Origin of the sequence: Saccharothrix luteola, from assembly GCF_020859565.1 — a bacterium.
GTDB classification, from domain to species: domain Bacteria; phylum Actinomycetota; class Actinomycetes; order Mycobacteriales; family Pseudonocardiaceae; genus Actinosynnema; species Actinosynnema luteola.
This window is the reverse complement of the sequence record NZ_JAJHUO010000048.1, coordinates 16,884-29,870: the sequence shown is the minus strand read 5'-3', so window position 1 is coordinate 29,870 and position 12,987 is coordinate 16,884. Positions and strand designations below refer to the sequence as shown.

The window sequence follows — 12,987 nt, the reverse complement described above, 5'->3', positions numbered from 1 at the left end:
CTGGGCAATCAACGAATGACGGTGTCGAGGTCGTCGAGCTGCTGTTGGACGCGTTCGGCATCGGCGGTACGGCCCTGCTGTTGGTAGATCGTCAGGGCTTGCTGCCAGGCTCGCCGAGCCTCGGTGTGTTGACCTAATGCGGCGTGAGGATGGCCAAGTCGGTCGAGGATGTCGGAGAGGTGCGCGCTGAAGCTATGAGCTGCGAGAAGTGCAATGGAGCCCTTGTAGTGCTCGATGGCCTCGTGATGACTACCCGTGCTGTGTGCGATATATCCCAAGCTGTCTAGTGTCGATGCCTCGCCGGTAGCACTTCCGTGCTGTCGGTGCATAGCGAGGGCGGCCAGACAGTTGGCGCGCGCGGTGTCGAAGTCTTTCAAGCGGGCCGCGAACCAGCCAAGGTCATTTAGGGCATTCGCTTCCCTTGTGGGTAGGTTGACTGTGCGATACAACCCAAGCGCGAGTCGGCAGTGTTCCAGCGCTCGACGACCGTCGCCTTGTATTGCCCATACCCAGGCGAGGACGCGCTGGCTATGTGCTTCCTCGGCTCGATCGCCTCGCTGTCGAGCGATGGAGAGGGACTCGTTCAAAAGTCGAATGGCTTCATAGTGTTTTCCTACCTGCGCGTTGGCGAAGCCGAGTCCTCTATGGGTTAGTATGTGGGCATCGATGCTGGGCAAGAGTTCGGCGGCGTTCAAGGCTGCTTTCCATGAAGCGAGATCGTCTAGTATGTGCCCCCGTCGAAAATGGAGCCCACTTAGCGCGCAGGCGAACTGCACCACGATATCGTTCCACTCATAAGTAAAGGCGGTGCGCTGGGAAGCCAAAAGGCAACTATGCTCAGCGTCCAGCCAGGCTATCGCCATGGAGTGGTCGGTCATCGGGTACTGTTGGACACCGGAAGCGGGAGGATTTGGCTGGATTGTCGTACCGTTGGGCTCTAGGATTCGGCTTGCGGTATATGCGGTGTGGAGATAGAAGTCGATGATCCGCCGCAGTGCCGCAAGCTGATCCGTTTGGGGCAGGCTGTTGGCGCGTGTAGCGGCGTAGCTACGTACCAGGTCGTGCATCGAGTAACGGTCGCCGGGAAGATGAGTGACCAGAGAGACATCGGTCAGGGCGCGCAGCATTATACGAGTTTCCCGTGAAGGTTGTCCGGCGAGAGAGGCGACGGCAGGCAGCGAGGCGTCGAGGCCGGGGGCGATGCCAAGCAACTCGAACAGAGCGCGTTGTTGTTTGGTGAGGTAGCGCAACGACCAGGACAGAACGGTAGGCAGACTGGCGTGCGAGTCGCCAGAGTCGAGGGCATCCAGGCCGAGTTCACGTAGTTCGGCGGCGAGGTCGTACAGCAGATGAGGATCGGTGCGGATTCGGGCGGCGATGAGCCCGAGCGCTAGGGGGAACCTCCCACACAAGCCGATCAGTTCGGTGATCACGCGTTCGGTCTCGGGGGTGGTGGGGGTGTTATCGAGGGCGGTCGTGAGCAGGGTGCGAGCATCGGCGTCGGTGAGGGTGTCGAGGTGAACAGGGCGCGCTCCGTGGCGCGCGATGAGGCTATGGAGTCGGTCGCGGCTGGTGATCAAGACGGTGCAGGTGTCGCCGCCGGGCAACAACGGTACGACTTGATCGGCGTGGGCGGCGTTGTCGAGCAGGATGAGCAGGCGTCTGCCGTTGGTACGGGTGCGGTAGAGCCCGATCCGGGCTTCCAGGTCGTTGGGCTGGTTATCGCGGTCAATGCCGAGGGCATCGAGAAAGTCGCCCAGCACGTCGATCGGCGCACGGGGTTGGCCAGGGCTGAAGCCACGCAGGTCGGTGGAGAGTTGCCCGTCGGGGAAGCGGTGTAGGTGGTCGTGGGCCCAGGTTTGGGCGAGCCAGGTCTTGCCGATGCCGCCGGTGCCGCCGATGGACGAGATCACCGCCGCGCCTCCGGTTCGCGATTTATTTATCCCGGTGTGAGGATCGGTGGTGAGAGCGCGGTCGAGCGCGGCGAGCTGGTCGACGCGGCCGACGAACGCTGTCGGTCGGGGACCGAGCTGCCGCGGGGCGGGTATGCGCGGTAGGGGTGGTGACTGGTGTAGGTGTAGGCCGCCGTGGACCGCTCCGACGGCGGTGCTGTTGTCGGTGGCGGTGAGGTCGCCGTGGATCCGTGTGACCGCCTGCGTGCCGGTGGGTGGTGCGACGTCGGGCTCGTGCGCCGACACGGTGTGCCCGTTGCCCGTGTCGGCTACCGGGGGTTTTCCGACTCGCCTGCCGGTGGTGTGCGGAGGGTGAAGTGGTCGCCCGTGGCGGCGCCGATCGTGATGCCCAACCCGGCTCCATTTACCCCGCCCACGATGGTCACGGCACGAGGCCCATGAGCGCCGGGCAGTTCTGCGTCGTCGGCGTCGGGCACGGTCGAGGCGCGTCCATCCCAAACGAGGGTGGACGACGCAGAATCCGACGGTCGCCGATTGAGACCGGCTGAATCGGGCCCGTAGGGGTGATCCAGCACGGTGATCCAAGCAAGGTCCCGGATCTCCCCCACTGTCACTTCGACCGGCCGAAACGTCGCCGCGTCTAACGTGGCGCAGTGCCGAACGACCTTGTCGAACACCACCCGGGAGACGATCATTGCCAGCATACCGGGCGCATCTGCCATGGCCTGCGTCAACGGTTGCGCGTCGACCATCCGGAACGCGGTGGTCAGTGATGTGGAAGCGACGCCGCCTTCGTCGAAGGCCACTTCGCCTTCATGCACCGCCAGCCGTAGCCGCGCCCTGGCGGCGTCGGGGCAGTTGGTGCTGTGCTCGTGCACAGCCCGCGCCAATGCGGCGGGCAGCACTTCCACCAGCGGCGCCTTCGGACACTCCGGCGGGATCAGCAGAAGCAGGCCGTCTCCGCGGTCTTCGCGATAACAAGCGTCCCACGGCACCCCGGCCGCCGCCAACGCCTCGCCGACCATCGCGTACAGGCCTGCGCGGGTGCCCAGCTGGTCAGGCAGCGTCCGGTCGGGGGCGTTGGACCCCTCTACGTCGAGCACGACCATCGTGCGGTGGACCGCGTGCCGACCCGTACCCGCCATGTCGACCCCCGAGGGCAGAACCGCGTGGTGCGCCGATGACCTCCGTTCTACCGGCCGGCGTCGGTGGGTGCCGTGTCGTTTGGCGCACCAATCGCTCATTCGGCTGTACGAGTCCACCTGACTGGTGGGTGTGCTGCCACTCCGGTCCGCTGTTCGGCGGTGATCGTCAGTCATCGATGCGTTCGATGGACATCCGGTGTTTGCGAGATTGCCGATGGTGTTGCGAGTGGCTGCGACGTGGTCTATCTCGCGTGTCGGTCGCACCTTCGGTTGTGCTCCACCACTCGACCGGCTGATATCGGCCGTAGCTTCATGCAGCCGTGGGTTGACAACCGGCGTGCTGTCCGATGCGTCCACATCCTCCTGGCGTCGATCGATCGACGCCAGGAGGCAGCGTGTCGCGGGTGGGTGAGCCGACCGGGTGGACTCCAGTTGATGCGGTGGTGCGGCGGTGCCGGTTGTGGGATCTGTGGTGGGTGGTGGACGGGATGGGTGTGTCGAACTCGTTGGCGGGAATTGCCGTGGCGGGCGCGGTGGTGCAGGCGGGCAGCATCGGGCAGGTGGTGCTGCCGACGCCACGGGCTCCGGTACCTCGGCAGTTGCCGGCTGGTGTCCGGGACTTCACCGGCCGGGCTGGCGAACTCGCGGCAGTGGACAGCGCGCTGGGCGGGGCGTCGGATGAGCCGAGTGGTCCGTCGGTGGTGGTGTTGGAGGGGATGGGTGGGGTCGGGAAGACGTCGCTGGCGGTGCGGTGGGCGCGAGGTTCTGAGTCGCGGTTTCCTGACGGGACGCTGTTCGCCGATCTGAGGGGTTACGGGCCGAGTGCTCCATTGGTTCCGTCAGCGGTGTTGGCAGGGTTTTTGCAGGGGTTGGGGGTTTCGGCGGAGGCTGTGCCGGCGGCTGAGGAGGCGCAGGTCGGGTTGTATCGGTCGCTGACTGCGTCGCGGCGGGTGTTGGTGGTGTTGGACAACGCTGTGTCGGCGGACCAGGTGAGGCCGTTGCTGCCTGCGGGGTCGGGGTGTGTGACGGTGGTGACCGGGCGTGCGGCGTTGACGGGGTTGGCGGTCTCCGATGGTGCGGTACGGCTGCCGGTTGGCGTGCTGCCCGTTGAGGACGCGGTGGCGTTGGTGGAGGGTGTGATCGGTGAGGAGCGTGCTCGGGCGGAGCCGGAGGCGGTCGCGTCGTTGGTTGCCTTGTGTGGTGGGTTGCCGTTGGCGTTGCGGGTTGCGGCGTGCCGGGTCGCAGGGCGTCGGCATGGCAGTGTGGCGGGGTTGGTGGCCGAGATCGCCGGGCAGCGGGGCAGGGTGGAGGGGTTGAGCGTGTCGGGGGACGATTCGACTGCGGTGCGGGCGGTGTTCGACGCGTCGTATGCGCGGTTGTCGCCGGAGCAGGCGCGTCTGTTCCGGCTGCTGGGCCTGCACCCTGCGGCGGAGCTGGGCGAAGGCGCGGCGGCAGCCTTGTCGGACTGGCCGTTGTCGCGGGTCCGTCGGCTGCTGGAGGACTTGGTCGATCTGAATCTGGTGGAGCCGGCCGGGGTGGGGCGGTATCGGCTGCACGACTTGGCGCACGCCTATGCGGCTGGGCGGGCAGATGCCGACGATTCCGGGCCGGAGCGGCGACAGGCTGTGGAACGGGCGATCGGCTGGTACGCGACAGTCGCCGATGTGGCAGACCGGGTGGTGTTTCCCGGCAATTCGCCCTTGGCGCTGCGAGGCAGGGCTCGTGGGGTGCCGGAGTTCGACCGCGCGGCGGCGATGGAGTGGTTGATCTCGGAGTTGCCTACGATGATGTCGGCGGTGCGCATCGCCCACCAGGACCGGTTGTGGGAAGAGACGATCCTGCTGGCTGGCGCGTACCGGTTCGTGACGTTGCGTCCGCAGTCGTGGTGGCCGTTGCGGCTGGAGGCGGAGACGCTGGGATTGTCGGCTGCGCGCGCCTCAGGCGACCACGGCTCGGAGTTGTCGTTGCTGATCCGCCGCGGCAACACCCATCACGACATGGGGATGTGGGCACAGGCTGAAGCCGACTTCACGCAGGTGATGGAGACCGCACGCCTGGTGGACGACACCGTCCGGGAGTTGGAAGCCTGGTGTGGCCTGGGTTACCTGCACAGGGCGCTCAAACGCTACGAGCAGGCGTTGGCCTGCTACACCGAAGCTCTGCCGCTGGCGCGCCGGGCCGGTGAGGTGCGCACCGAGGCGGTGGTGGAGGGCAACCTGGGGGCGATCCACATCGCCGCCGGACGGCCACGGGAGGGACTGGTCCATGCGGAGCGCGAGTTGGTGCTGCGCCGCGAGGCCGATCCCGCGAGCCAGGCTCACGCCCTGCGGACAATGGCCACTGCGTGGCAGGAACTGGGCGAGTACCGCCGTGTGTTGGAGCTGTGCGAACAGGCCTTGCAGTCGTGCCGGGAGGCCGGTGGGATGGAGTACCTGATCGCTCCCCTCTGCGAGGCCGCGGCCGCCTCCCACCAGCACTTGGGGCAGCCTACGCAAGCCCGGCAGATGCTGGAGGAGGCGGTGGCGGTGCTGACCGCGCTGATGGACCCGCGGGCGGAGGAGGTGCTGCTCCGGCTTCGCGAGCTGGAAGCCGGAGCAGCAGGTCAGACCAGCCCGTGACAGGTCGGGCAATCAGACCGGGGTGCGTCCAATCCGACGGTGTGTTCGCGCAGAGTCACCAGGTTCAGCCCGTATTCCCGGTTGACCGGCAGTGCCGGCGCGCCGGTGATCAGGCTGGTCACCGCGTGCGCCGCCAGTAACCCGGTCATCCCTGCGGTCACCGCGTTCGCCGCGTGCGGAGGCGTCTGACCGCGGGCCGGTGCCCATGGGGTCAGCGGCGGCAACGCGGCATCACGCTCTAACCGGACTGTGCGGCCGCAGTCCGCGCACGGCCCGCTTCCTGGCCGGTACAGTCCGATATGGACCTGCGGACCAAAGTAGCCGCCGTGCACCCACGCCGTCCCGGTGGCCAAACACGCCCGGTTTGTCCACGACCGGATCTCACCCGGTGTGTCCGCCGCCAGCAGCAGCACATCACAGTCCGCCGCCAACGCCCGCAGCTGCCCAGGCCGGTCGATCACCAGGTGGTCACCGGTGACCACCACCTCGCAGTTGTGCTGCCGCAGCCGTTGCACCGCGACCTCGACTTTCGATCGACCGAGGTCGTGCTCGGTGTAGAGGACCTGCCGGTTGAGGTTGGACAACTCCACTACGTCGCCGTCCACGCAGTGCACCTGCCCGACACCGGAGGAAGCCAACGCCCACGCCGCTGCGGCACCGACACCGCCGACCCCGACCACGGTCACCCGGGCCTGGTGCAGCAGCAACTGCGCGTCCCAGGCGCTGCGGCCAGGAGTGCGGTCCATCCACCGCAACAGCATCATCCCGCGGTCGTACCGATCCAACCCCGTGCCGATTACCCGTTCTGGTGGAGGTGCGGCGGAGTCGTAGACGTACCCTGCGGTGACCAGGTCGTCGACCGCCTGCCTTATTTGCTCCTGCGGCAGGTCGGGGTAGCGGTGGACCAGGTCGGCGACGACCTGGTCCACCGTGCGCGTGCCGTCGAGGGTGTTGAGCAACGTCCACACCCACCCTTCCGGGTCACCGATCTCCGAGGCGACACCGACTACGTCGCCTCCGATCCTGATCCGGTCCTCGCCGTAGCGGACGGGCCGGTGTTCGAACTTGATTCGTGGACGAAACATCAACACCCTCCTTCTGATCAACCGCCGACCTGCTCGCCGCTGAACGACTCCTGCCACACCACATCCTCGAACTCGATCACCACAGTCACCTCCCTCCCCGCCCAAGGAGCTCGCGCCCAAGCCGCGCACACCCTCGCGGAGCGAGACCCGGCAGCAGAATCGCTTCGCCTGGTACGCATCCGGTAGGTGATGGCCGTAGCCACCCATGCCGCTCATGACGTCGATCTCCGATTCCGACCTCGCATCCCGTGTGCCGGGACTGGAATCAGCATCGGCGAACGCACGCGACAGATCCCCGGACGGCGTCCGCGACACCGAGGCGGACATCGCTACCCCAAACGGGTGGGAATTTTGTCCGCCGTGGTGTCCGCAGTTGTCGGACACCACTCGGCCGAACCCGAAGTGCGAAACCGCCACGCACCGTCGACGGCACCTGCCCCGTCCGGGTGGACCCGCGTTACGGACGAGTGCAGCACCGTCGTATCGGCTGGACGACGGGGCGGATCTCGACAGACTGCGCTCGTCAGCAAGGGCTAAAGCCGGGGGGACGGGTGGAGATCCGGATACTGGGCAACGTCGAGATCCACGACGACCGCAACGTCATCACGTTGACCAGATCCGCCGAACGGGGTCTGTTGGGCCTGCTGGCCGTCGAGGTCGGCCGACCCGTCCCCGTCGCCACGCTGCTCGACCGGATCTGGGTCGAGGAAGGGCGCAGCGAACCCAAACCGGAAACCTTGATCCGCTACGTCGGCTACATTCGCGACGCCATGGAACGAGCGGGAGGAGACGGCACCTGGCTACGCCACGACTCCGGTGCCAATGCCTACCGTCTCGACGTCGACCCCGGCACTGTCGACTACCACCGCTTCCTGCGCGAAACCCGTGCCGCGGGCGAACACCGCGACCCCGACCGCCTCCACGACGCCCTCGCGTTGTGGCGTGGGACGCCGCTGGAGGACGTGCGCAGACGCTGGGTGGACACCTTCCGCCACCATGCCCACGCACACCGCCGCACCGCCCTGTCCACCCTCTGGGAACTGCTGCTCGAACAAGGTCGACACCACGAGATCCCACCTCAGCTCGGCCCGCTGGAAGCCGACATCGTCCACGACGAACGACTCCTGCTCCTGGGCGCCGAGGCACTGGCTCACAGCGGCCGACACGTCGACATCACCGCCTGGGCCGACCACATCGCCACCCGCATGCGCGACCTCAGCGGCGGCACCGGACTCTCGACCCCCACCCGGACCCGCCTGCACCACCTCGTCACCCACCCACCAGGCCCCACACCAACCCCGCACAACAGCACACCCACAGGCACCAACGGCGAATCCAGCGACCTCGGCACCGGGGACATAGCCTCCAGCCACCACGAGGGTGTCAGCGGGGCCGGTGGTCGTAGTACGACTATTCACGGTGGCGTCAACGGCGCGGCATGGGGCATCACCATCGGTGCCGCTACCGGCGACCACCTCACCATCAGCGCACCGCCCCAGACGGGAGAACCGGACAACCCCCCGCTAGCCGACGCGGACCACGGGCACACCGCGTCGGCGGCCGACCCGCCCCACCCCGACACCACCCCGAACGCCCGCACCGCGGTGACAACCAGCATCCACGGTGACCTCGTCGCCACCGATCACGGTGCCGCCGTCGGTGTGGTGCACGGCAACCTGAACCTGCACCCGCCACCACCGCGACCCGCGCCGGTCATCCCGCGGCAGCTGCCCGCCGCACCGGGACTGTTCACCGGCCGGAGGGCGGAACTGGCCCGTCTGGACCGTGCCCTGACCCACGCCGCCACACCGCAGGAACCAGGCACCGAAACGCGGGAACCGACCACCGCAGCCCCAACCACCGGCCCGGCAAGTGCGGGGCAGGGCGCGACGGTGCTGGTCTCGGCGATCGGCGGTGCCGGGGGCATCGGCAAGACCTGGCTCGCCCTAACGTGGGCATACCGTCACCTGGAGCGGTTTCCCGACGGGCAGCTGTTCGTCGACCTGCACGGCTTCAGCCCCACCAGCGACGTGATGGACCCGGCGGCGGCGGTGCGCGGGTTCCTCGACGCCCTCGAAGTCGACCCGAACCGCATCCCCGCCGACCTCGACGCCCAGGCCGCGCTGTACCGCAGCCTGGTGGCCGGGCGGCGGATGCTGATCGTGTTGGACAACGCCGCCACCAGCGAGCAGGTCGTGCCGCTGCTGCCCGGCTCGCCGTCCTGCACGGTACTGGTCACCGGCCGTCACCGGCTGGCCTCGCTGATCGACCGGCACGGCGCCCGACACCTGCCCCTGGACGTCCTTGACCGCGACGAGGCGCGCGGCCTGCTGGCCGCCCGCCTGGGCTCCGACCGCGTCGTTGCGGAACCCGAGGCGGTGGACGAGCTGATCGGGCTGTGCGGGGGCCACCCACTGGCATTGTCGATCATCGCCCGCACCGCCGGGACTCGCCCCGACGTCGCGTTGGCCGAGGCCGCCGCCGAACTGCGCGACCTCGGGCTGGAGGCGCTTGACCACGACACCGACCCGGCCGCCAGCCTGCCCACCGTGCTGTCCTGGTCCCTGCGCCACCTCACCGACCGGCAACGCACAGTGTTCGCACTGCTGGGCATCGCCCCCGGCCCGGACACCACCCCGCCCGCCACCGCCGCCCTCACCGGCCTGCCCGACCGCTCCGCCCGCAGGACGCTGAGCGGGCTGGAGAACGCCTCGCTGCTGGAACGGCGGCCGGGCGGCCGCTACGCGATGCACGACCTGGTCCGCCGCTACGCCGCGGACACCGCCCACACCACCCTGCCCGGGCACGTGCGGGAAGCGGCCCTGACCCGGGTGGGGGACTTCCACCTGCACACCGCCCACACCGCCGAACGCCTCCTGTACCCCCACGGCACGCTCGTGTTGCTCGAGCCGCCCGCACCCGGCGTGCACCCGCACCCGCTGCCCGACACCGCCGCGGCGCTGGCCTGGCTGCAGGCCGAGCACGCCACCCTGCTGGCCACCCAACGCACCGCCGCCACCCTCGGCCACCACCACACCGTCTGGCACCTGGCATGGAACCTGACGACCTTCCACCTCCGACGGGGACACCTGCGTGACGCGGTCACCACGTGGCGGGCCGCGCTGGAGGCCGCCGACCATCTGCCCGACCTCGCCACCCGCAGCCGCGCCCACCGGCTGCTCGGCCTCGCCTGCTCCCGGCTGGGCCTACACGAACAGGTCACCGCACACCTGGAGCAGGCCCTCGACCTGGCCCTGCGCCACCACGACCCCACCGAACAGGCCCTCACCCACCGGGCACTCGCGTTCGCCTGGGAACAGCGGGGGGACGACCGGCAAGCCCTGGAGCACGCCCACCACGCTGTCGCCCTCTTTCGCGCCCTCGACCGGCCGGTGTTGGAAGCCAACGCGCTCAACGCGGTGGGCTGGCACGCCGCGCGGCTGGGCCGGTTCGACACCGCCCGCGAGCACTGCCAGGCCGCCCTCAGCCTGCACCGACACCACCACAACCCCGACGGCGAGGCGGACACCCTGGACAGCCTGGGCTACATCGCCCACCACACCGGCGACCACCACCAGGCCCTCGACCACTACCACCACGCCCTCGCCCTGAACCGCCGCCTCGACAACGCCTACACGGTCGCGGACAACCTCGACGGCGTGGGCCATCCCCACGCCGCCCTAGGCCGGCACGAGCAGGCCCGCACGGTGTGGCAGGAGGCACTGCAGCTGTACCGGGAACAAGGCCGCGACACCGACGCCGAGCGCGTCCAACGGCAGCTCGACGAGCACGACCATTTCACCAGCGCCAATCCGGACAGCGGTTGAGCGGTCGACTTGGGGTAGGTCGGCGTCGGTGCGCGAGAGACTGAAGCCGACGTCAAGCCTACGGCAGCGCGGTTCCGCGCTATCGAGCAGCGACTTGCCGTGGGTATCGACGCCACCAGGCACGGTCAGATACGCGTATGCCGCAGCTGTTTAGACAAGCACAGGCGGCTCGGGCTGCTCCGATTGGGCGTATATTTGGAGTTCCTTGTCATCGTGGCGAAGGTGCCTCGTCACCTCGGCGTCCAACCCCCCGTTCCGATGTCGAGGACCGCGCTATGTCGGTGTCCGCCCTGTCCCGTCCGACCACGCTTGCCGAGTGGATCGCCGCCACGGTCCCGCCGGGCATCCCGGCCATGGATGCGACTCCTGTCGGCAGTCTGCGGTTTCTGTTCTATGGTCGGGCTTCCACTCGTGAGCACCAGGACCCGCGCACGTCGCGGGCGTGGCAGATGGATGTGTCCCGTAGGCTCACCGGCGGGCACGGTGTGATTACGGGGGAGTACTTCGAGGTCGGGTGTTCCCGTCAGGTGCCGTGGCATCTACGGCCTCGGGCTGCGGCGATGCTGCGTTACATCGCGGCGAACGCGGATCGGGTCGACGCGGTGGTGGTCGGTGAGTACGAGCGTGCGTTCCTCGACGGCGCCCAGGTGCGGGAGCTGCGAGCTGTGCTGGAGCGGTACGGGGTGCAGCTGTGGCTGCCAGAAGCCGAAGGGCCGGTGGACTTCGACAACCCCGCCCACGAGGCGTTGCTGTCGCTACTCGCGATGCGCTCACAAACGGAGGTGCTGCGGTCCCGGCACCGGGTCGTCACCGCCATGCGCATGCAGACCGTCGAGCAGGGACGCTACCTCGGCGGCAGACCGCCCTACGGCTACCGGCTGGTCGACGCCGGGCCGCACCCGAATCGGGCGTTGGCGCGTCGCGGGGTGCGGCAGCAGCGGCTCGTGCCGAACTCGGCCACCGCACCCACCGTGAAGCTGATCTTCTCGCTACGTCTGGCCGGGCACAGCGCTGCGGGCATCGCCCGACACCTCAACGAGCAAGCCGTGCCCAGCCCGTCGAACGTGGACGCGCAGCGCAACCGGAGATACGTCGATCCGGGTTGGTCGCTGCGTACAGTGGTGGAAATCCTGGGTAATCCGCGCTACACCGGGCATCAGGTGTGGAATCGCACGAGCGCCGATCGCGCCACCCGTTCGCCGAGCGGGCGTCGGACCAGCGTGCGCAACGAGCAGCATGCATGGGCGATCTCGGCCAGCATCGCCCACGTGCCGCTGGTGTCCGAGCAGGACTTCGTCACCGCCCAGACCATCCAGGCCGCCAGGAACAGCACACGCCAGGCCGATACCGATGGCGGTGAGCACGTCTACCTGTTGGCGGGCCGACTCCAGTGCGGGGTGTGCGGGCGGAAGATGGACTCGCATTGTTCCCACGGCCGTGCCGCGTACCGGTGCCGTCACGGTCACACCAGCGCCCGTACCCGACCGGAGGGCGCACCGGGCAACCTCTATCTGCGCGAGGATCACCTGCTCGGCCGCATCGCCGCACACCTCACCGCCGTGGGCATCGCCGACAACCCCGGCCCGGAGCAGACCGCACGGCTGGTCGACGAGCTCGGACTCGTCCTCCGCTGCGACACCGCCGGGGTCGCGCTGCTCGACCGCGGCGGTACCAGGCGAGCGCGCACACCACGCAGGCGCCTGGCACCGCAGCCCGCCCGTCGCGGGAACGGGACCGGAGATCATGGAAATGCGGGCAAACAACTCCTACTGGCCTTGAGTTGTGCGACGGCCTCGGCGGCCGATCAGCCCGACACGCCCGCGGGCCAGGTCGATGCACCGGCTGACAGAACTCGCCCCGCACGCCGGCCTCTCCGACGACCGCTCCCTCCGGCAGCGCCGCAGGGTCGACACCGGCAGACAGGGTTCCATGTCGCCCTCCGCGCCACGCGTTCGCGGGACGCATCCCGAGCCGGGGGAGCTGAGCACCCGCCACCGGGCGAGCACGGCCGTGACCGCGGGCGACAGGTCGTGAGACGAGCCGGACGCCGCCCACTGCTCCTGCCCTCGCACCGGCAGATACCCTACGAGCAGCGACCATCGGGTAGGCTCGAAGCAGCGTCGGGAAACACAATGCCCCACGAGGATCCCAGCTGACCTGGAAATATCTCGCGGGGCAAATTATGTGTCCGAGCCCGAACACGCATCTGTGGGGAATCTCCCACTCCCTTCGAAGGGGAGTGGCTCATAAGTCCAGCTTAGCAGCGGTTTCGGACTCCTGTGAAGAAGTGGGAAATTTCCCACTCAGGCTTTCGTTCAGTGAAATTACCTTTCCGAGAACCGATCACAGAAAGTAACCGCCAGTCGCGTCAGATGGCACTTGCTGTACTCGTCAAACCT

At 68.4% G+C, this 12,987-nt stretch carries 6 protein-coding genes; 3 read left to right on the top strand and 3 right to left on the bottom strand.

Annotated elements, in window-relative coordinates:
- Positions 1-8: 8 nt before the first annotated feature.
- Positions 9-2,198 carry an ATP-binding protein gene (locus tag LNK82_RS43775; RefSeq protein ID WP_230572719.1) on the bottom strand — a complete coding sequence of 730 codons (2,190 nt, stop codon included), beginning with the start codon at positions 2,196-2,198 and terminating at the stop codon, positions 9-11.
- 23 nt (positions 2,199-2,221) lie between these two features.
- Positions 2,222-3,022 (bottom strand): hypothetical protein, encoded by an 801-nt coding sequence (locus tag LNK82_RS43770; protein ID WP_230572718.1) that lies wholly within the window; start codon positions 3,020-3,022, stop codon positions 2,222-2,224.
- A gap of 440 nt (positions 3,023-3,462) precedes the next feature.
- Between LNK82_RS43770 and LNK82_RS43765 the strand changes: the two genes are divergently transcribed.
- A complete protein-coding gene (locus LNK82_RS43765; protein WP_230572717.1) occupies positions 3,463-5,676 on the top strand; it encodes an ATP-binding protein in 2,214 nt (737 codons plus the stop codon).
- On the opposite strand, the gene LNK82_RS43760 is transcribed toward LNK82_RS43765, so the two are convergent.
- Positions 5,661-7,088, bottom strand: a complete 1,428-nt coding sequence (locus tag LNK82_RS43760) for a PqqD family peptide modification chaperone (RefSeq protein WP_230572716.1) — start codon at positions 7,086-7,088, stop codon at positions 5,661-5,663. The two genes, LNK82_RS43765 and LNK82_RS43760, sit on opposite strands and share 16 nt — an antisense overlap.
- A gap of 224 nt (positions 7,089-7,312) precedes the next feature.
- On the opposite strand from LNK82_RS43760, the gene LNK82_RS43755 reads away from it, so the two are divergent.
- Positions 7,313-10,588: an AfsR/SARP family transcriptional regulator gene (locus LNK82_RS43755; protein ID WP_230572715.1), complete on the top strand. Its 3,276-nt coding sequence runs from the start codon at positions 7,313-7,315 to the stop codon at positions 10,586-10,588.
- Positions 10,589-10,863: 275 nt separating this feature from the next.
- Complete coding sequence (locus tag LNK82_RS43750; RefSeq protein ID WP_230572714.1) at positions 10,864-12,744, top strand: recombinase family protein; 1,881 nt, start codon at positions 10,864-10,866, stop codon at positions 12,742-12,744.
- Positions 12,745-12,987: the final 243 nt, after the last annotated feature.

Coding starts and splice junctions, on each gene's coding strand:
- LNK82_RS43760 (WP_230572716.1), bottom strand. CDS start 7,088: ATGTCCGCCTCGGTGTCGCGGACGCCGTCCGGGGATCTGTCGCGTGCG.
- LNK82_RS43770 (WP_230572718.1), bottom strand. CDS start 3,022: ATGGTCGTGCTCGACGTAGAGGGGTCCAACGCCCCCGACCGGACGCTG.
- LNK82_RS43750 (WP_230572714.1), top strand. CDS start 10,864: ATGTCGGTGTCCGCCCTGTCCCGTCCGACCACGCTTGCCGAGTGGATC.